The organism is Qipengyuania aquimaris (assembly GCF_020171965.1).
Lineage (GTDB): Bacteria > Pseudomonadota > Alphaproteobacteria > Sphingomonadales > Sphingomonadaceae > Qipengyuania > Qipengyuania aquimaris_A.
On record NZ_JAIUZK010000002.1, the window covers coordinates 970,845 to 989,109 of the forward strand.

At 61.5% G+C, this 18,265-nt stretch carries 21 protein-coding genes; 17 read left to right on the forward strand and 4 right to left on the reverse strand.

Translation table 11 applies throughout. The features are described from left to right. Positions 1-21: 21 nt before the first annotated feature. Positions 22-1,428, forward strand: coding sequence for an NAD(P)H-dependent flavin oxidoreductase (locus LCM24_RS12475; protein ID WP_224804774.1), 1,407 nt, complete (start codon positions 22-24; stop codon positions 1,426-1,428). Positions 1,429-1,432: 4 nt separating this feature from the next. Beyond that, positions 1,433-2,098, forward strand: a complete 666-nt coding sequence (locus LCM24_RS12480; RefSeq protein ID WP_224804776.1) for a hypothetical protein — start codon at positions 1,433-1,435, stop codon at positions 2,096-2,098. 9 nt (positions 2,099-2,107) lie between these two features. On the opposite strand, the gene LCM24_RS12485 is transcribed toward LCM24_RS12480, so the two are convergent. Further along, the gene (locus LCM24_RS12485) at positions 2,108-2,536 is read right to left on the reverse strand and encodes a nuclear transport factor 2 family protein (RefSeq protein WP_224804778.1); all 429 of its coding nucleotides are present in this window, start codon (positions 2,534-2,536) and stop codon (positions 2,108-2,110) included. Between the two features lie 286 nt (positions 2,537-2,822). After that, positions 2,823-3,845: a 2-hydroxyacid dehydrogenase gene (locus LCM24_RS12490; RefSeq protein WP_224804780.1), complete on the reverse strand. Its 1,023-nt coding sequence runs from the start codon at positions 3,843-3,845 to the stop codon at positions 2,823-2,825. Between the two features lie 83 nt (positions 3,846-3,928). Here LCM24_RS12490 and LCM24_RS12495 point away from each other — a divergent pair, with 83 nt between their 5' ends. Further along, positions 3,929-4,399, forward strand: coding sequence for an SH3 domain-containing protein (locus LCM24_RS12495; RefSeq protein ID WP_224804782.1), 471 nt, complete (start codon positions 3,929-3,931; stop codon positions 4,397-4,399). Here the strand turns inward: LCM24_RS12495 and LCM24_RS12500 are convergent, their stop codons facing one another. Beyond that, positions 4,400-4,714 (reverse strand): hypothetical protein, encoded by a 315-nt coding sequence (locus tag LCM24_RS12500; RefSeq protein ID WP_224804784.1) that lies wholly within the window; start codon positions 4,712-4,714, stop codon positions 4,400-4,402. A gap of 67 nt (positions 4,715-4,781) precedes the next feature. Then, positions 4,782-5,978 carry a thiolase family protein gene (locus tag LCM24_RS12505; protein WP_224804786.1) on the reverse strand — a complete coding sequence of 399 codons (1,197 nt, stop codon included), beginning with the start codon at positions 5,976-5,978 and terminating at the stop codon, positions 4,782-4,784. 89 nt (positions 5,979-6,067) lie between these two features. Between LCM24_RS12505 and LCM24_RS12510 the strand changes: the two genes are divergently transcribed. The 14 genes from LCM24_RS12510 to nuoI all read left to right on the forward strand — a co-directional run bounded on the left by LCM24_RS12510 (position 6,068) and on the right by nuoI (position 18,249). After that, the gene (locus tag LCM24_RS12510; RefSeq protein ID WP_224804788.1) at positions 6,068-7,498 is read left to right on the forward strand and encodes a coniferyl aldehyde dehydrogenase; all 1,431 of its coding nucleotides are present in this window, start codon (positions 6,068-6,070) and stop codon (positions 7,496-7,498) included. Further along, on the forward strand, positions 7,495-8,742 hold the full coding sequence (locus LCM24_RS12515; protein ID WP_224804790.1) for a hypothetical protein: 1,248 nt from the start codon (positions 7,495-7,497) through the stop codon (positions 8,740-8,742). Before LCM24_RS12510 ends, LCM24_RS12515 begins: the two co-directional genes overlap by 4 nt. A gap of 118 nt (positions 8,743-8,860) precedes the next feature. Beyond that, positions 8,861-9,235 carry an NADH-quinone oxidoreductase subunit A gene (gene ndhC, locus LCM24_RS12520; protein ID WP_090479351.1) on the forward strand — a complete coding sequence of 125 codons (375 nt, stop codon included), beginning with the start codon at positions 8,861-8,863 and terminating at the stop codon, positions 9,233-9,235. Positions 9,236-9,248: 13 nt separating this feature from the next. Further along, a complete protein-coding gene (locus LCM24_RS12525) occupies positions 9,249-9,815 on the forward strand; it encodes a NuoB/complex I 20 kDa subunit family protein (protein ID WP_245755806.1) in 567 nt (188 codons plus the stop codon). A 10-nt stretch (positions 9,816-9,825) separates the two neighbouring features. After that, positions 9,826-10,674, forward strand: a complete 849-nt coding sequence (locus tag LCM24_RS12530) for an NADH-quinone oxidoreductase subunit C (RefSeq protein WP_224804795.1) — start codon at positions 9,826-9,828, stop codon at positions 10,672-10,674. Beyond that, positions 10,674-11,204, forward strand: a complete 531-nt coding sequence (locus LCM24_RS12535; RefSeq protein ID WP_224804796.1) for a hypothetical protein — start codon at positions 10,674-10,676, stop codon at positions 11,202-11,204. The genes LCM24_RS12530 and LCM24_RS12535 overlap by 1 nt, the downstream gene beginning before the upstream one ends. Further along, positions 11,201-12,418, forward strand: a complete 1,218-nt coding sequence (locus LCM24_RS12540) for an NADH-quinone oxidoreductase subunit D (RefSeq protein WP_221565815.1) — start codon at positions 11,201-11,203, stop codon at positions 12,416-12,418. The genes LCM24_RS12535 and LCM24_RS12540 overlap by 4 nt, the downstream gene beginning before the upstream one ends. After that, complete coding sequence (locus LCM24_RS12545) at positions 12,418-13,089, forward strand: complex I 24 kDa subunit family protein (protein ID WP_224804798.1); 672 nt, start codon at positions 12,418-12,420, stop codon at positions 13,087-13,089. Before LCM24_RS12540 ends, LCM24_RS12545 begins: the two co-directional genes overlap by 1 nt. Further along, positions 13,086-13,229 (forward strand): hypothetical protein, encoded by a 144-nt coding sequence (locus LCM24_RS12550; protein WP_177201835.1) that lies wholly within the window; start codon positions 13,086-13,088, stop codon positions 13,227-13,229. The genes LCM24_RS12545 and LCM24_RS12550 overlap by 4 nt, the downstream gene beginning before the upstream one ends. After that, positions 13,229-14,533, forward strand: coding sequence for an NADH-quinone oxidoreductase subunit NuoF (gene nuoF, locus LCM24_RS12555; RefSeq protein WP_090479338.1), 1,305 nt, complete (start codon positions 13,229-13,231; stop codon positions 14,531-14,533). Before LCM24_RS12550 ends, nuoF begins: the two co-directional genes overlap by 1 nt. Then, the gene (gene nuoG / locus LCM24_RS12560; RefSeq protein WP_224804800.1) at positions 14,533-16,521 is read left to right on the forward strand and encodes an NADH-quinone oxidoreductase subunit NuoG; all 1,989 of its coding nucleotides are present in this window, start codon (positions 14,533-14,535) and stop codon (positions 16,519-16,521) included. The genes nuoF and nuoG overlap by 1 nt, the downstream gene beginning before the upstream one ends. Continuing rightward, positions 16,518-16,709, forward strand: a complete 192-nt coding sequence (locus LCM24_RS12565) for a hypothetical protein (protein ID WP_224804802.1) — start codon at positions 16,518-16,520, stop codon at positions 16,707-16,709. Before nuoG ends, LCM24_RS12565 begins: the two co-directional genes overlap by 4 nt. After that, entirely contained in the window at positions 16,706-17,767 is a 1,062-nt protein-coding gene (nuoH, locus tag LCM24_RS12570) for an NADH-quinone oxidoreductase subunit NuoH (RefSeq protein WP_224804804.1), read from the forward strand. The genes LCM24_RS12565 and nuoH overlap by 4 nt, the downstream gene beginning before the upstream one ends. Next, the gene (gene nuoI / locus LCM24_RS12575; protein WP_160607036.1) at positions 17,764-18,249 is read left to right on the forward strand and encodes an NADH-quinone oxidoreductase subunit NuoI; all 486 of its coding nucleotides are present in this window, start codon (positions 17,764-17,766) and stop codon (positions 18,247-18,249) included. Before nuoH ends, nuoI begins: the two co-directional genes overlap by 4 nt. Positions 18,250-18,265: the final 16 nt, after the last annotated feature.

Here is an 18,265-nt window from a genome sequence, read left to right on the forward strand (position 1 = left end):
CAATCAGGGAAAGAGGATTGCATGAGTTTCAAGGGTCTTAGCCCGATCGTCTATGGTGGACGCGAAGTCTGGCCGCTTATCGAAGGCGGCAAGGGCGTCTCCGCGACCAACCACGCAAGCTCCGGCGCCTGGGCGGCAGCCGGGGGCATCGGCACCGTCAGCGCCGTGAATGCGGACAGCTATGACGAGGACGGCAACCCGATCCCGCAGGTCTATCCGCAGGCGACCCGTGTGGAGCGTTTCGAACAGCTCGTGCGCTACGCCATCGACGGCGCGACCGAGCAGGTAAACCGCGCCTACGAAATCTCCGAAGGCCGCGGCGCGATCAACATCAACGTCCTGTGGGAACAGGGCGGGGCGCAGCAGGTGCTCGAAGGCGTGCTGGAAAATTGCGCCGACAAGATCACCGGCGTCACGTGCGGCGCAGGCATGCCCTACAAGCTGGCCGAAATCGCCCAGCGCTATAACGTCAACTACCTGCCGATCGTCTCGTCCGCGCGCGCCTTCCGCGCCCTGTGGAAGCGCAGCTATTCGAAGGTTCCGGACCTCCTCGCCGCCGTGGTCTACGAAGATCCGTGGCTGGCGGGCGGCCACAATGGCCTTTCCAACGCGGAAGACCCGACCAAGCCGGAAGATCCCTATCCGCGCGTGAAGGCCCTGCGCGAAACGATGCGCGCGGAAGGTGTTTCCGAAGATACGGCAATCGTCATGGCGGGCGGCGTATGGTTCCTGCGCGAATGGAACGACTGGATCGACAATCCGGAGCTCGGCAAGATCGCTTTCCAGTTCGGCACGCGCCCGCTGCTGACCGAAGAAAGCCCGATCCCGCAGGTCTGGAAGGACATGCTGCGCACGGTCGAGCCGGGCGACGTCCTGCTGCACAAGTTCAGCCCGACCGGTTTCTATTCGAGCGCGGTGAAAACGCCGTTCCTTTACGATCTGATGCACCGTTCGGAGCGCCAGATTCCGATCTTCAAGCGCGACGAGGAAGAGGGCACTATCCCGCTGTCGGACCACGGCAAGGCGAAGTACTTCTTCGTCCACCCGGGTGACCAGCGCAAGGCGCAGGCGTGGATGCACGAAGGCTTTACCGAAGCGCTGAAAACCCCGGACGATACCGTCGTCTTCGTGACGCCCGAAAGCGCGGAGCAGATCCGTGCCGACCAGCAGGGCTGCATGGGCTGCCTGTCGCACTGCCAGTTCTCGAGCTGGAAGGATCACGACAACCACACTACCGGCCGTCTCGCCGACCCGCGCAGCTTCTGCATCCAGAAGACGCTGCAGGACATCGCCCATGGCGGCGACCCGGACGAGAACCTCGCCTTCGCGGGCCATGCTGCCTACCGGTTCAAGCAGGACCCGTTCTATTCGAACAACTTCACCCCCACGGTGAAGGAACTGGTCGAACGGATTTTGACGGGGGACTGATTAGATGAGGGGCGACCGTTCGGCGATTTTCCTTTTAGTCGTTGTGGCAGGCCTCACGCTTGAAGCTGCCAAAGCCCCTATTGTGACTTGGCTATTCAGGACGGTTTCAGGTTGGTTTGTAATCGTTCCTGATCTCGAACCCAATCTTGCCAAACTCGCAGGGGAATTAGCCTGGCCCCTAGTTGGCCTAATTTTTTTGCTCATCTTTCGACAAGATTTGAGCAGAATTATCGGTTCGGTTAAGAGATTCACCTGGGGCGACAAGGTTATCGATCTTTCGAGTGAGCTCGATAGGATTGAGGAGACCGTCGAGCAAGTTGATCCCCTTGCCCAGGTGGAGGGCTTAGAGCTGCCAGATGATCGCTTCCAACGACTCCTCGAGATTTCACCTGCTGCAGCGATTTTGGATGCTTGGGCGTCGATTGATGAGAGAATTACTTCTCTAGCGGCACAGCTAGGATACTCCGATCCAGTCAGAGCGTCGGTCCGGAGGTTGATTGATTTTCTTAAAAAAGAAGGGCAGATTAATGAGCCGGGCTATGCTCTGCTGTTAGATTTGTCGAAAATAAGAAATCGCGCTGCACACCTGCATGATATTAGCACCGTCGACGCCATACGATTCTATGATCTCGCCCAGAGTGCAAAGCGTTACTTGCCAGCTGGATTTTAGATAGCCGGCCTAGCGCCACAACTGCATCGACCTGATGGCATCGGGCATCTTGCCGTCCGTATCGGGCCGCGAGATGGTGCGTTCGACGATCCGCCATTTGCGGCGCACCTTGCCCTTTTGCCACAGGTCCATGAGCCAGGTTTCGCCCGACCAGTCATGGTCGCCCATGGTCGCGTCGAGCGTCATGCGGGTGGCGAAAACCGCGATATTGCCGTGACGGCGGACGTAAACTTCGTCGAAGCGATAGCCGTTGCAGCGAAAGCGGGTGGTCGCCGCCTCCAGCCAGCTTGCGCGGTCGAGGATCGCGGGGCTGTTCGATCCGAGCAGGAAAATGAAGTCTTTCGACGCGAGCGTCTTCATCACGTTGCGGTCGCGTTGGGCCCAGGCGCGCATCCACTGGTGTTCGAGCGCTTCGATCCGGCTTGAGAATTCATCCATGTCGACAAGCGATTAGAGGTCCTGAACGACATTGCAATGCCGCTGATCGAAGCGGGCGTGCAGCAAGTCTTTTCCTACTCGCCTGATTTGTGCTCGTCATGCCTCTATGCCTCGCCGTAATCCTCAGGACTTTCCCGGCAGGTTTGCGGCGCCTCTGCATGACCGTGCGGTACAAATGCGGCGGGCGAGGTGTCACCCTGCCGCCGGCGATCAAAAGCTTAAATATTCCAGTGGTTTAGACTGGAAGTCTGAAGGCGACACCCTGTCGCCTTTGTCACCTTCGGTGTCAGAAACCGCTCAGCACCTGGTCGGGCGGCCGATGGCCGTCGGCCCACATGCGGATATTGGCAATGACCTTGATGCCCGATTCCTCGCGGCCTTCGCGCGTTGCGCTGCCGATGTGGGGCAGGGTCATGACATTGGGGTGCCGGATCAGCCGCTCGTCCACATTGGGTTCGTCCGGATAGACGTCGAGACCTGCGCCGGCGAGCTGGCCGCTCTCCAACGCGGCGATCAGCGCCTCGTAATCGACGAGGTCGCCGCGCGCGGTGTTGATGAGGCTCGCACCCTCTTTCATCAGGCCGAGCCTGCGCGCGTCGATCATGTGGCGGTTTTCCGCATCTGCGGGGCAGTGCAGGGTAAGGATGTCCGCTTCGGCCACCAGATCGTCGAGACTTTCGACGTAACGAGCACCGAACATCCGCTCGATCGCCTCGGGGAGGCGCTTGCGATTGTGATAAATAACCTCCAGTCCGAAAGCGCGTGCGCGATGCGCAACGGCCTGGCCGATCCGTCCCATGCCGACGATGCCGAGGGTCTTTCCGCCAAGCTTGCGGCCGAGCATGGCAGTGGGGGCCCATCCGGTCCACTTGCCGCTCCGGATAAGCTCGACACCCTCGCGGATGCGCCGGGGAACGCCGATGATCCCGGCCATGGTCAGATCGGCCGTATCGTCGGTGAATACACCGGGCGTGTTGGTAACGAAGATGCCCTTTTTCGCCGCGGCCTTGAGATCGATATGCTCTGTCCCGGCGCCGAAATTCGCGATGAGGCCGAGGTCGCTTCCGGCAGCCTCTATCATCTCCGCATCGATGCGGTCGGTGACCGTGGGAACCAGCACGTCGCAGTCCTGCATCGCGGCGACGAGCGCATCGCGGTCCATCGGGTGATCATCCGTGTTGAGCCGCGCATCGAACAGTTCGGACATGCGCTGTTCCACCGCTTTGGCGAGGTGGCGCGTAACGGTCACGCGTGGCGTCCTGTCGAGGCGCTTTTCGGGTCGGTCGAATGAAGTGTCGTGCTCGCTCATGTTGTTCACATCGCTACGCTTACGTGCGGGAAACGGTCAAGCGATGCTTGAAGCGAAACCCTCGCCATTCTACAGCTACCGCCATGTCGCGAGTGCCGCTTCTCCTCCTGCTTGTCCCGATGCTCGCATTCGCGTCGCCTGCCTTTGCGCAGGATCGCGAAGTGCCTTACTGGGCGAGCATTCGGGCCACCGAACTCAACATGAGAGTTGGGCCGAGTGCGGACTACAAGATTGCGTGGGTCTACCGGCGCAAGGGACTTCCGGTGAAGGTTTTGCGCATCATGGAAGGATGGCGCCTGATCGAGGATCCGGACGGTTCTCGCGGATGGGTCGTCTCGCGTTTGCTGACACCCGATCGCGCAGCCATCGTTATCGGCGAAGGCGAGGGGGCCATTCTCGCAGATCCGGAAACCGGCGGTGCGGTCAAATGGCGCGTGGAGCCCGGTGTCGTCGGTACGCTTGGCGATTGCGACGAGGGCTGGTGCGAATTCGCCGTGGGGAACCGGGCGGGATATATCGAGCAAGCCCGCCTCTGGGGTGCGGGCGAGCCCTGATCACTCGGGGGTCGGTGCCTCGGCTTCGATCCGTTTCACCGATGCATTTGTGCCCTGGTCGTAGCAGGCTTCAGGCTCGCTGCCTTCGGGATCGTAGCAAATCTGGGTTCCCTCCAGCCGCCAGTTGCCGTTCTCGACCGGGTTCCCATCCGCGTCCAAGTCGAGATAGGTCCCGTCGGCATTCAGAGTGTGCCGGATGGTGGAACCATCGGCCAGCGTCGCCTCGTAGGTCCCGGCGATTTCCTCTGGGGAGGGAGCTTGCTGCGCTGGCTCGGGCTCGGACTGAACCTGATTGCAGGCTGTAAGCAGGAGCACGGCAGCGATCGGACGGCAGGAGGCGCGTCGGCCCCTCCTGCCGTTCCGTTGGCTGTCGAAAGTCACCTCAGGCCAGTTCGACGGCAACGGCAGTCGCCTCGCCGCCGCCGATGCACAGCGATGCTACGCCGCGCCTCTTGCCCTGCTGCTTGAGCGCATTGAGCAGGGTGACGATGATGCGGGTGCCGCTTGCACCGATGGGGTGGCCGAGTGCCGTGCCGCCGCCATTGACGTTGATCTTGTCGTGCGGGATGCCGATGTCGCGCATCGCGAACATCGCGACGCAGGCAAAGGCTTCGTTCACTTCCCACAGGTCGACATCGTCGGCCGACCAGCCGGCCTTTTCGAGGACCTTGTTGATCGCGCCGACCGGAGCGACCGTGAATTCGGAAGGCTCCTGCGCATGGGCGGCCATTGCGACGATCTTCGCGACCGGAGTCTGGCCGTTTGCCGAGGCCACGCTCTCGCGGGTCAGCACCACGGCAGCTGCGCCGTCGGAAATGGAAGAGGACGTCGCGGCGGTGATCGTGCCATCCTTGGCGAAGGCAGGGCGCAGTTGCGGAATCTTGTCGGGGCGGCCCTTGCCGGGTTGCTCGTCGTGTTCGACCGTTACGTCGCCCTTGCGGGTCGAGAAGGTGACGGGGACCACTTCGTCGGCAAAGGCGCCGCTGTCGATGGCTGCATTCGCGCGGCGGAGCGATTCGATGGAATATTCGTCCATCTGCTCGCGCGTCAGCTGGTAGTCGTTGGCGGTGTCCTGAGCGAAAGTGCCCATCGCGCGGCCTTCCTCGTAGGCATCCTCCAGGCCGTCGAGGAACATGTGGTCATAGGTCGTGTCATGGCCGAGGCGCGCGCCGGAGCGGTGCTTCTTGAGGAGGTAAGGCGCATTGGTCATGCTCTCCATGCCGCCGGCCACGACATAGTCCACCGTGCCGCTCGCGAGGGCTTCGGCGCCCATGATAACGGTCTGCATGCCGCTGCCGCAAACCTTGTTCACCGTCGTTGCCTGGACGGATTTGGGGAGGCCTGCCTTGATCGAGGCCTGGCGGGCAGGGGCCTGGCCGAGGCCTGCGGGAAGGACGCAGCCCATGTAGGTCCGGTCGAACTTGTCGGCAGCGACGCCAGAGCGCTCCACCGCGGCCTTGACTGCCGTCGCGCCGAGATCGGTTGCGGATACGTCGGCAAGGGCGCCCTGCATGCCGCCCATGGGAGTGCGGGCGTAGGAAAGAATTACGACGGGATCGTTTGCGCTGAACTGGGTCATGCTTGTGCTGGTCCTCTGGTTCTGGAATATCTTGCCACCGAGATAGGATAGGCGTCGCTGCGGCGCAACACAGACCAAGGGAGAATATCATGGCCGATGAGCGACTGAACCGGATGGAAGAGGTCCTTCGCAAGCAACGCGCGGCTCACCACCAGATGCGGCCCGAGCCCATGGCGTTGCGCAAGGATCGTATCGAGCGTTCGATCAAGCTCCTGAAAGACCACGCCGACGATCTGTGCAAGGTCATGAGCGCAGACTTCGGCAATCGCTCGCCGCAGCAATCGATGATGACCGACATCGTCGGCACGATAAACTTCGGAAAATACTGCCTCAAACGCATGGATGGCTGGGCCAAGCCGGACAAGCGCCACGTGCAGTTCCCGCTCGGCCTGCTGGGGGCAAAGGCGGAGGTCCGTTATGAACCCAAAGGGGTGATCGGCATCCTCAGCCCGTGGAATTTCCCCGTGAACCTCACGTTCGGACCGCTGATGCAGATTTTCGCTGCCGGAAACCGGGCGATGATCAAGCCGAGCGAATTCACGGAGAAGACCAGCCTGCTCATGAAAGAGCTGGTCGAGGAATATTTCACCGAGGACGAGTGCGCCGTGTTTACCGGCGGCCCGGAAATTGCCGGAGCGTTCTCCGAACTGCCGTTCGACCACCTTGTCTTCACCGGTTCGACCGCAACGGGCCGCAAGGTCATGGAGGCGGCTTCCAAGAACCTGGTCCCGGTCACTCTCGAGCTTGGAGGCAAGAGCCCCGTGTTCATGGGCGAGAGCGCCGATTTTGCGAAGGCTGGCGAGCGGATCGCGATGGGCAAGATGATGAACGCGGGCCAGATTTGCCTCGCGCCCGACTATCTCTATGTTCCAGAAAGCAAGCAGGACGAAGCGATCCACGGTGTCTGGCAGGGCACGGCCAACATGTATCCCACGCTGCTCGACAACGACGATTATGCAAGCGTCGTAACTGACCGCCATTTTGACCGCCTGCAGGGCCTGGTTGCCGACGCGCGCGACAAGGGTGCGGAGGTCATCGAGGTCAATCCGGGCAATGAGGATTTCTCGAACACCAACAGCCGCAAGATGCCTCTGACGATCCTCAAGAACGTTACCGAGGACATGAAGGCGATGCAGGAGGAAATCTTCGGGCCGGTCCTGCCGGTAAAGACCTATCGCCACATGGATGAGGCGATCGAACATGTGAACGAGCACGACCGTCCGCTGGGTCTGTATTATTTCGGGCAGGATTCCGACGAGCAGTCGAAGGTCCTGACGAAGACGATCAGCGGCGGCGTCACCGTCAACGACGTGATTTTCCACGTTTCCATGGACGACCTGCCATTCGGCGGGGTCGGTCCTTCCGGCATGGGAAGCTATCACGGTATCGAGGGCTTCCGCGAATTCAGCCATGCGCGCAGCGTCTACACCCAGCCGAAGATCGACGTTGCCAAGCTGGCCGGTTTCAAGCCGCCGTATGGCGATGCCACACGCAAAGCGATCGACAAGATGATGAAATGAGGGCGCTGCTTGCGAGCGCCGCCCTCCTTCTCGCTGGATGCAGCCAGTATTCTCTGGCCGATGTCGGGGCAGACCCGCAAGAGTTGGCTTGGGCAGGAGCGAACTCCGAGACCGGGCAGGTTCGTGACCTGCAAGGCCTAGAGAACCTGGCATCGTCGTTTCCCGACAGCACTTCGGTTCGCCTTAGATTGCTCAATGCACAGCTTGAAGCTGAGACTTACGAGGACCTGCTGGGGACCCTGTCCTGGCTGAACGATCGGGGGTATGTCTTCTCATCCACTGCACGGGCGCAGATCCCCAAGCTTGTCGGTGAGGAGTACGCGGAGCGAGCCACCAGGCTTCTACGTGAGCCTCCCGAGCCGTTGGAACGAAGCGAAATTGTGGCGACGGTGCCTGCGGATGCCGGTCTGGTCGAGAGCGTTCTGATGGATTTGTTGGGCGGTAGTATCGCCGTCAGCTCCGTGTCCGGCAAAAACTTGTGGGGGAAGGGCCCGCGCGGCAACTGGAGCGAACATACCCTCGAGGGAGCCGGAAATTTGAGCGGAATTGTCTATGATCCCGGGCGCGCCCTCGTGTTGGCGGCATCGGGCAAGATCGATGGCTCAGATGCAGGCCAGCCCTATTTCTCCGGTTTGGTGGGCATCAGGTTTCCTGGCGACGCACCGCGCTTCTTTCCTGCGCCTGTAGGGTCGAACCTTTCTGATCTTCATCGTTCGCCCGATGGCACCATCTACGCCAGCGATCCGGTTGGAGGCGGCATCTACCGTCTCCTATCGGGTGCCGAGACCATCGAGATTCTCGTTGCTCCCGGCACCTTCCGCTCGCCACAGGGCTTGGTCACGAGCGACGACGGAAAACGGCTTTACGTGAGCGATTATCGCTATGGGCTTGCTGCTGTCGACCTCGATAGTGGCGACGTTCACCTGGTCCCGGCGAAAGGCCCGTTCCCGCTCGATGGGATCGATGGCCTTTGGCGCCGCGGAGACGAGCTGATTGCCGTACAGAACGGCACCAGCCCTATGCGGATAGTGGCGTTGCAGCTCTCGTCCGACGGGAAATCGGTGGTCGGCCAGCGCAATCTGGAGGTATCTCACCACGACTGGACCGAACCCCTTTCCGGTTACCTTGCTCCTGATGCACTTTATTATGTCGGTAATGGGCAGTGGGACCGTTGGGTCGCGGGGCAGACTGCGCAGGACAAGCCCTTCGCGCCGACGCAGATACGAAGATTGCCTCTCGACTGACGTCGATTGTGCGTCTGCTGCAATCATGCTTACGGGAATTGCGCCTTTCGCACCCTTGCACCTGTCACGCGAGGGGCCTAGAGGCGTGCCCGAACCAAGCCCCGCTTAGGAATCATTCGTGGTCGACCTCGAACAATATCTACCGATCCTGATCTTCCTCTTCATCGCAGTCGTCCTGTCGACTGCCTTCGTGTTCCTGCCGATGGGCGTATCCCGCCTGACCGGCGCGCACGCTCCCGATGCGGAGAAGCTCAGCGAATACGAGTGCGGATTTCCCGCATTCGACGATGCCCGCAGCCAGTTCGACGTTCGCTTCTACCTTGTCGCGATCTCGTTCCTGCTGTTCGACCTCGAAGCCTCGTTTCTTTTCCCGTGGGCTGTCAGCCTCGACATCACCGGATGGACGGGCTGGATTTCAATGGTGATTTTCCTTCTCATTCTGGCGATCGGCCTCGCTTACGAATGGAAGATGGGCGCACTGGATTGGGACTGATATGAGCCAGCAAATGACCTCCAGCCCGCACGGACGCGATGCCCTGCTGCAGCCGACTGCCCAGCCGGGTGACGTGCGCCAGCCCGACCAGGACTATTTCAACGCGCTTCAGACAGAAGTGAACGACAAGGGTTTCCTCGTCACCAGCACCGAGGACCTTTTCCAGTGGGCGCGTACGGGTTCGCTGTGGTGGATGACTTTCGGCCTCGCATGTTGCGCGGTCGAGATGATCCACGTGAACATGCCGCGTTACGATATGGAACGTTTCGGCGTCGCTCCGCGTGCATCGCCCCGTCAGTCCGACGTGATGATCGTCGCAGGCACGCTCTGCAACAAGATGGCGCCTGCGCTGCGCAAGGTTTACGACCAGATGTCGGAACCGAAATACGTTATCTCGATGGGTAGCTGCGCCAATGGCGGCGGCTACTATCACTATAGCTACAGCGTCGTTCGCGGCTGCGATCGCATCGTGCCGGTCGACATCTACGTACCTGGCTGTCCTCCGACGGCAGAGGCGCTGCTTTACGGTGTGATGCAGCTGCAGCGTAAGATCCGCCGTGTCGGCACGATCGAGAGGTAAGGGCGAAGAGATGACAACGCTTCATTCCGCGCCCCGGTTCACCCAGATCGACGGCCTCAAGAACACGATTTCGAAAGCACTTGGCGATCATCTCGTCGAGGCACACGAAGAGCATGGCGAGCTGCTTTTCCATGTCCAGCGCGGCAGCATCGAAACCGCGCTGCGCATCTTGCGCGACGATTTCGAATACCAGCAGCTGATGGAAATCGCCGGTGTCGACTACCCGAGCCGGGATGAACGGTTCGAAGTGGTCTACATGCTGCTTTCGGTCACCACCAACAATCGCATCATGGTCAAGTGCCGCGCATCGGAAGATACGCCGGTACCGACGGTGACGACGCTCTGGCCCAATGCGGGCTGGCTCGAGCGCGAGGTGTTCGACATGTACGGCGTGCTGTTCGACGGGAACGCCGACCTGCGCCGCATCCTGACCGACTACGGCTTCGAAGGTCACCCCTTCCGCAAGGACTTCCCCCTCACGGGCTATGTCGAGCTGCGGTATTCCGAAGACGAAAAGCGCGTCGTCTACGAACCCGTGAAGCTGGCACAGGACCTGCGCCAGTTCGACTTCATGAGCCCGTGGGAGGGCGCGGATTACGTCCTTCCGGGCGACGAAAAGGCGGATATGCCGCCGATCGACGATCTCAAGACCACAGAAAGCCCCAAGCAGACGGGCGCTGGTGCGAAGGCTGATGAAAAGGCCGCCGAAAAAGTCAGCGCCGATGCGCCGGCCGAAAAGGACGGCGGACCCGACGCTCCGCCGCCGGAGCCGACGGAAGATCAGCCGGGGCGCAAGAAGCGGGTCGGCAAGACGACCGATACCGCGAAGGCCACCAAGCCGAAGAAGGGCGCCGATTGATGCGCGCGCTTATCCTTCCTCTGTCTGCGCTCGCGCTCGCGGCGTGCTCTTCCGAGCCTGCGCCTCAGGAAAGCGCGGATGACTTCGCTAGCCGTATCAACGGCGGGGAGCAGGGTGCTGCTGCGCCCGTCGATGCCGATGCGCCGAATGTCGCTGCGGAAGCCCCTCCGGCGGGTGCCAACGTCACGCAGCTCGAGCAGCTTCGCGATATTGCCAATGTCGACATGGGTCCGCGCGATGGCGGCTGCACCTTCATGGACGGCAATCGCGAACTCGTCATGGCGAGCGCGCTGAAGGAACCGACCTTGCCGGGCAAGGCCGTGATCCGTGTCGGAGGCGGACTGACGCTGCTCGACACGGGCCCCGGAGGCCTCGACTCGCTCAAGGCAGGAGCCACATTTTCGGGTGAGGGCGTGACCGTCCAGGTCGCACCGCAGGCAGGCGATGCGGCTTCGCGTCCCGCCAACCTCACCGTAAGCGCTGCCGACGGCAGCACCGCCACCTACTCCGGCAAGTGGATTTGCGCATGAGTACCGGTTTCCAACTCGAAGAATCGCCGACCACCGGTGACGAAACGATCACCAATTACACGATCAACTTCGGGCCCCAGCACCCTGCGGCCCACGGCGTGCTGCGCATGGTCATGGAGCTTGACGGCGAGATCATCGAACGCATCGATCCGCACGTCGGCCTGCTGCACCGCGGCACCGAAAAGCTGATCGAGCACAAGACCTACCTGCAGGCGCTGCCGTATTTCGACCGGCTCGATTACTGCTCGCCGCTGGCCCAGGAATACAGCTACGTTCTCGCGATCGAGAAGCTGCTGAATGTCGAGGTGCCCGAGCGTGCACAGTACATCCGCGTGCTGTTCGCCGAGCTGACCCGCATCTGCAACCACATGCTCAACATCGGCGCGCACGTCATGGACGTCGGCGCGATGACGCCGAACCTGTGGGTGTTCGAACTGCGCGAAGACTGCATGAACTTCTTCGAGCGGATGAGCGGCGCGCGTATGCACCACGCTTACCTGCGCCCGGGCGGCGTCCACCAGGACGTACCGGAAAAGCTGCTTGTCGACATCGGCGAGTGGATCGACACGCGCCTGCCAGAACTCTTCGGCGATGCGATGAGCCTCGTGCTCGACAACCGCATCTTCAAGCAGCGCAACGTCGATATCGCCGTGGTGAGCAAGGAAGACGCGCTGGCTTGGGGCTTCTCCGGCCCGATGATCCGCGCCGCCGGTATCCCGTGGGATTTGCGCAAATCGCAGCCTTACGATGTCTATGACCGGATGGAGTTCGACATTCCCGTCGGCACCAATTCGGATTGCTACGATCGCTTCGTGGTGCGCGTGAAGGAAGTTTACGAAAGCGCCAAGATCATCAAGCAGTGTCTGCGCGATATGCCGACCGGCCCGATCGCCAGCAACGACCGCAAGGTTTCGCCGCCCAAGCGCGCCGAGATGAAGCAGTCGATGGAAGCGCTGATCCACCACTTCAAGCTCTACACCGAGGGCTTCCACGTGCCCGCGGGCGAAGTCTATGTCGCCACCGAAAGCCCCAAGGGTGAATTCGGCGTCTACCTCGTCAGCGACGGCTCGAACAAACCCTATCGCTGCAAGATCCGCCCCACGGCCTTCAGCCACCTGCAAGCAATGGATTTCATGAGCAAAGGCCACATGCTGCCCGATGCCACGGCCATCCTCGGCGCCATCGACGTCGTGTTCGGGGAGTGTGACCGCTAATGGCTGACCGTAATCCCGCACCCGATACTCCCGAGCTGCGCGAGCGCTGGGGTGCTTTCGAGTTTACCGAGAGCTACCGCGAGCGTGCCGACAAGGCGATTGCGCGCTATCCCGAGGGACGTCAGCGTTCTGCGGTGATGCCGCTGCTCGACCTTGCCCAGCGCCAGGTCGGTGAAGAAACGAACACGCAGGGCTGGCTCCCGCTGCCGGTGATCGAATATGTCGCCGACTATCTCGACATGCCGGTCATCCGCGTGCTGGAAGTCGCCAGCTTCTACTTCATGTACAACATGAAGCCGGTGGGTAAGTACCACGTGCAGGTTTGCGGCACGACGCCCTGCATGCTGCGCGGTTCGGACGGTCTGTTCGAAACCTGCAAGAAGCGCGGCATGAAGAAGGGCCACGTGTCGGAAGACGGCCTGTGGACCCTCACCGAAGTCGAATGCATGGGCAATTGCGCCACTGCGCCGATGGTCCAGATCAACGACGACAATTACGAAGACCTTACGCCCGAGCGCCTCGACACCATCCTCGATGCATTGGCAAAGGGTGAGCAGCCCAAGGCTGGCACGCAGGAGCCGGGCCGTCACACCAGCGAACCGGCCAACGCTCTGAGCTCGCTCGAAGCGATGGTCGAGGAAAACCACGATTATCGGAGTGAGTGGTCATGAGCGCCGACTGGCTCACCATCATCCTCGCGCTGGTCGCGATCGTGGTCGCGTGGAAAGTCTTCAAGGGCGTCGTGAAGACGATCGCCCTGGTCGTGATCCTGATCGCGGCTGCCATTTTCGTATTCGGAGGTCTCGCCTGATGCTCGCCGACAAGGATCGCATCTTTACCAACCTCTACGGCTTCCAGGACTGGGGCCTGAAGGCGGCGCAGCAGCGCGGCGACTGGGACGATACCAAGTCGCTGATCGCGCGCGGGCACGACAATATTATCGAGGAAGTGAAGGCCTCCGGTCTGCGCGGGCGCGGTGGTGCAGGCTTCCCGACCGGCCTCAAATGGTCGTTTATGCCGAAGGAATCGAAGGACGGCCGTCCGAGTTTCCTCGTCATCAACGCCGACGAATCCGAACCCGGTTCCTGCAAGGACCGCGAGATCATCCGCCACGATCCGCACAAGCTGATCGAAGGCGCGTTGGTCGCCGGCTACGCCATGCGGGCGAGGGCGGCCTACATCTACATTCGCGGCGAATATATCCGCGAGGCGGAGACGCTTCAGGCTGCCATCGACGAGGCCTATGACGCTGGCCTGATCGGCAAGAACGCCTCGAAATCGGGCTATGATTTCGACGTCTTCCTGCACCGCGGCGCGGGCGCTTACATCTGCGGCGAAGAAACCGCGATGATCGAAAGCCTCGAAGGCAAGAAGGGCCAGCCCCGCCTCAAGCCGCCGTTTCCGGCAGGTGCGGGCCTCTACGGCTGCCCGACCACGGTCAATAATGTGGAATCGATCGCCGTCGTCCCGACCATCCTGCGTCGCGGCGCGAGCTGGTTCGCGAGTTTCGGGCGCGAGAACAACAAGGGCACCAAGCTTTTCCAGATCAGCGGCCATGTGAACAAGCCCTGCGTGGTCGAAGAAGCACTCAGCATTCCGTTCAGCGAGCTGATCGAGAAGCATTGTGGCGGCATCATCGGCGGCAAGGACAACCTCCTCGCCGTGATCCCCGGCGGTTCGTCGGTTCCGCTGGTCCCGGCCGAGCAGATCTGGGACGCGCCGATGGATTTCGACGGTCTGAAGGACCTCGGCTCGGGCCTCGGTACGGCCGGCGTCATCGTTATGGACAAGTCGACCGACATCGTCCGCGCGATTTCCCGTCTCAGCTATTTCTACAAACACGAGAGCTGCGGCCAGTGCACGCCCTGCCGCGAAGGCACGGGCTGGATGTGGCGCATGATGGAGCGCCTGCGCACCGGCGATGCGGCGATCGAGGAAATCGATATGCTCCAGCAGGTCACCAAGCAGGTCGAAGGCCATACCATCTGCGCGCTCGGCGATGCAGCGGCCTGGCCGATCCAGGGCCTCATCCGCCATTTCCGCCCCGAGCTCGAGCGCCGGATCGAAGAACACAACGCAAAGTTTGCCCCCGATACTCTGGAAGCAGCTGAATAATGCCCAAGGTCACAGTAGACGGACAGGAACTCGAAGTCCCCGAAGGCGCCACCGTCCTTCAGGCGTGCGAGCTTGCGGGCAAGGAAATCCCGCGGTTCTGCTATCACGAGCGGCTGAGCATTGCCGGCAACTGCCGCATGTGCCTCGTCGAAGTGAAGCCCGGGCCGCCCAAGCCGCAGGCAAGTTGTGCGCTTCCGGCCACGGAAGGCCAGGAAATCCGCACCGATAGCGAGATGGTGAAGACTGCGCGCGAAGGCGTGATGGAGTTTCTCCTCATCAACCATCCGCTCGATTGTCCGATCTGCGACCAGGGCGGCGAATGCGACCTACAGGACCAGTCGGTCGCTTACGGCCGAGGCGCGACGCGCTACGAGGAGAACAAGCGCGCCGTTACCGAAAAATACATGGGCCCGCTGATTAAGACGGTCATGACCCGCTGCATCCACTGCACCCGCTGCGTGCGCTTCAGCGAGGAAATCGCTGGCGTGGACGAAATCGGCGCGGTGGGTCGCGGCGAGGACATGCAGATCACGACCTATCTCGAGCAGGCAGCCGAGCACGAGCTGTCCGCCAATGTGATCGACCTCTGCCCGGTCGGCGCGCTCACTTCGCGCCCCTATGCATTCGAAGCGCGTCCGTGGGAGCTCAAGAAGACGCTCAGCATCGACGTTTCGGACGCCGTCGGCGCGAATATCCGCCTCGATAGCCGTGGCCGTGAAGTCATGCGTGCACTTCCGCGCGTCAATGATGCGGTCAACGAGGAATGGCTGTCCGACAAGGGCCGTTATATGGTCGACGGCCTGTCCAAGCGCCGCCTCGACAAGGTCTTCATGCGCAAGCGCGGCAAGTTGCAGCCTGCGACCTGGGACGAGGCTTTCAAGGCCATCGCCAAGGCCAAGCCGGGCAAGGCCATTGCCGCCGTGGCCGGTGACATGGTCGATTGCGAAACGATGTTCGCCGCCAAGTCGCTGCTCAAGGCGTGCGGTTCGAAGCTGATCGAAGGTCGTCAGACCGGCATGGATTATGACGTGTCGAACCTGGCCGCGGTCAACTTCAACTCGACCTTCGAGGGTCTGGAACATGCAGGCGCGATCCTCATCGTCGGCAGCCACATCCGCTGGGAAGCCCCGCTGGTCAACGTGCGCATTCGCAAGGCCGTGAAGCGCGGTGCGAAGGTTTACGTCGTCGGACCTTATTGGGACACGACCTATCCCGCTGAATTCCTCGGAGAAGACCTTGGCGTTCTTAACAGGCTTCCGAAAGACGTTGCGGACGCATTCAAGAATGCCGACCGCGGCGCAGTCATCGTCGGCGGCGGTGCGCTCAAGGGTGCGCATGCCAAGGCAATGGCGCTCGCCAGCGATTGGGGTGCGGACTTCAACGTGCTGCATTTCTCCGCTGCGCGCATGGGCGGCCTGATGCTCGGCTTCGCGCAGAACGGCGGCATGGCGGACATAGTCAAAGCCAAGCCCAAGGTCCTGATCAGCCTTGGCGCTGACGAAATGGATTACGAGCCGTTCGCCGATACGATGAAGGTCTACATCGGCCACCACGGCGACAAGGGCGCGCATTCGGCCGACATCATCCTTCCGGCAGCCAGCTATGCCGAAAAGGATGGGACCTACGTCAACACCGAAGGCCGCGTGCAGTTCGCCGAGAAAGCCGTATTCGCACCGGGTGACGCGCGCGAGGACTGGACGATCCTGCGCGCGCTTGCCGATGCACTCAAGGTGGAAGTCGGTTTCGACAATTTCGCTCAGTTGCAGTCTGCGATGATCGCTGAAGTCCCGGCTCTCGGCGAAGAAGGCCTGGCCGATTATGGTGCGCTTCCCAAGGCCGACGCCAAGGCGAAGGCGGAAGGCACGATGAGTGCCTATCCGATCAAGGATTTCTACCTCACCAACCCAATCGCGCGTGCCAGCGAGGTGATGCAGCGCTGCTCCAGCGAACTCCTGCATGGCGGCGAGCTTGCGGAGGCGGCGGAATGAGCGATCCTTTCACCCGCGTGGTGGCGCGTTTCACGCCGCACTTCCTGATCCTGTTTTTCATTGCCGCTGTTGCCGCGACGATCGCTTCGGGCGGTCCGGTAATCGATAATGTCTTTTACGGCAGCTGGTTGCTGGTCGCCGCCGCTGCTCTCGTGCGGTTCGATATTCACATGGAAGGTCGCAAATGACCGAGTTCTTCCAATCCCTCGGCATGAGCTATGAATGGGCGTGGGGCGTTGCCACCGTCGCCGGCATCCTGCTCATCGCGCTGCCGCTCATGCTGGCAGTGGCCATGATCATCTACGTCGACCGCAAGGTCTGGGCGGCGATCAACCTGCGCCGCGGCCCCAACGTGGTCGGGCCCTTCGGCCTGCTGCAGAGCTTTGCCGACGGTCTGAAGGTCTTCCTCCAGGAAACCATCATTCCGAGCGCGGCGAACAAGGGCATCTTCCTGCTCGCTCCGATCGTGACATTCACCGTCGCGCTGGCGGCATGGGCGGTCATCCCCTTCGATGCAGGCATGGTGCTGGCCGATATCAATGTCGGACTGCTCTACATCCTCGCAGTGAGTTCGCTGTCGGTCTACGGCATCATCATGGCGGGCTGGGCTTCGAACTCGAAGTATCCGTTCTTCTCGGCGATGCGCGCTTCGGCACAGATGATCAGCTATGAAGTCTCGATCGGCTTCATCCTCGTCTGCGTCGTCCTGTTCGCAGGCACGTTCAATCTCAACGAAATCGTGCGGGCGCAGGAAGGTTTCGGCCTCGGGATCGTGAACGCCTATGTCGTCCACCCGCTGATCTTCCCGATCTGGGTGATGTTCTTCATCTCCTGCCTCGCGGAAACGCAGCGTGTACCGTTCGACCTTACCGAGGCGGAATCGGAACTCGTCGCCGGTTACCAGACCGAATACAGCTCGATGAGCTTCGCGCTCTTCTGGCTCGGAGAGTATGCGAACATCCTGCTGATGTGCATTCTCAACGCGCTGCTGTTCTTCGGTGGCTGGCTGCCGCCGCTCGATATCGACCTGATCCCCTGGTTCGATATCCCCGGCATCGTCTGGCTGCTGCTGAAGGCATTCTTCTTCTTCTTCATGTTCAGCTGGGTCATGGCTACCGTCCCGCGCTATCGCTACGACCAGCTGATGCGCCTGGGCTGGAAGGTCTTCCTCCCGCTGAGCCTCGTTTTCGTCCTTGTCATTTCCGGTTACCTGATGGCGACCGGTCACTTCGGAGCCGCCGCATGAGCGTCGCCCATCTGATCAAGTCGTTCACCCTGTGGGAGTTCGTGAAGGCGCACGCCCTCACGCTGAAGTACTTCTTCAAGCCCAAGGTGACGATCAACTATCCGTTCGAAAAGAACCCGCTGAGCCCGCGTTTCCGCGGTGAGCATGCCCTGCGTCGCTATCCCAACGGGGAAGAGCGCTGCATCGCTTGCAAGCTGTGCGAAGCCGTCTGCCCGGCGCAGGCTATCACGATCGAGGCCGAACCGCGTGAAGACGGCAGCCGCCGTACCACGCGCTATGACATCGACATGACCAAGTGCATCTACTGCGGTTTCTGCCAGGAAGCCTGCCCGGTGGATGCGATCGTCGAAGGTCCGAACTTCGAATACGCAACCGAAACCCGCGAGGAGCTGCTTTACGACAAAGCCAAGCTGCTCGCGAATGGTGACAAGTGGGAGCGGGCCATCGCCGCGAACCTTGAAGCCGACGCACCCTATCGCTAACCGCGCCGCAACCGTA

Bases quoted from the DNA above. Each gene is read 5' to 3' on its own strand.
- LCM24_RS12525 (WP_245755806.1), top strand. From the start codon at position 9,249: ATGACCTCCAGCCCGCACGGACGCGATGCCCTGCTGCAGCCGACTGCC.
- LCM24_RS12535 (WP_224804796.1), top strand. From the start codon at position 10,674: ATGCGCGCGCTTATCCTTCCTCTGTCTGCGCTCGCGCTCGCGGCGTGC.
- LCM24_RS12530 (WP_224804795.1), top strand. From the start codon at position 9,826: ATGACAACGCTTCATTCCGCGCCCCGGTTCACCCAGATCGACGGCCTC.
- LCM24_RS12540 (WP_221565815.1), top strand. From the start codon at position 11,201: ATGAGTACCGGTTTCCAACTCGAAGAATCGCCGACCACCGGTGACGAA.
- LCM24_RS12490 (WP_224804780.1), bottom strand. From the start codon at position 3,845: ATGAGCGAGCACGACACTTCATTCGACCGACCCGAAAAGCGCCTCGAC.
- nuoH (WP_224804804.1), top strand. From the start codon at position 16,706: ATGACCGAGTTCTTCCAATCCCTCGGCATGAGCTATGAATGGGCGTGG.
- nuoG (WP_224804800.1), top strand. From the start codon at position 14,533: ATGCCCAAGGTCACAGTAGACGGACAGGAACTCGAAGTCCCCGAAGGC.
- LCM24_RS12485 (WP_224804778.1), bottom strand. From the start codon at position 2,536: ATGGATGAATTCTCAAGCCGGATCGAAGCGCTCGAACACCAGTGGATG.
- LCM24_RS12505 (WP_224804786.1), bottom strand. From the start codon at position 5,978: ATGACCCAGTTCAGCGCAAACGATCCCGTCGTAATTCTTTCCTACGCC.
- LCM24_RS12545 (WP_224804798.1), top strand. From the start codon at position 12,418: ATGGCTGACCGTAATCCCGCACCCGATACTCCCGAGCTGCGCGAGCGC.
- LCM24_RS12510 (WP_224804788.1), top strand. From the start codon at position 6,068: ATGGCCGATGAGCGACTGAACCGGATGGAAGAGGTCCTTCGCAAGCAA.
- LCM24_RS12480 (WP_224804776.1), top strand. From the start codon at position 1,433: ATGAGGGGCGACCGTTCGGCGATTTTCCTTTTAGTCGTTGTGGCAGGC.
- nuoF (WP_090479338.1), top strand. From the start codon at position 13,229: ATGCTCGCCGACAAGGATCGCATCTTTACCAACCTCTACGGCTTCCAG.
- LCM24_RS12565 (WP_224804802.1), top strand. From the start codon at position 16,518: ATGAGCGATCCTTTCACCCGCGTGGTGGCGCGTTTCACGCCGCACTTC.
- LCM24_RS12495 (WP_224804782.1), top strand. From the start codon at position 3,929: ATGTCGCGAGTGCCGCTTCTCCTCCTGCTTGTCCCGATGCTCGCATTC.
- LCM24_RS12515 (WP_224804790.1), top strand. From the start codon at position 7,495: ATGAGGGCGCTGCTTGCGAGCGCCGCCCTCCTTCTCGCTGGATGCAGC.
- LCM24_RS12550 (WP_177201835.1), top strand. From the start codon at position 13,086: ATGAGCGCCGACTGGCTCACCATCATCCTCGCGCTGGTCGCGATCGTG.
- nuoI (WP_160607036.1), top strand. From the start codon at position 17,764: ATGAGCGTCGCCCATCTGATCAAGTCGTTCACCCTGTGGGAGTTCGTG.
- LCM24_RS12475 (WP_224804774.1), top strand. From the start codon at position 22: ATGAGTTTCAAGGGTCTTAGCCCGATCGTCTATGGTGGACGCGAAGTC.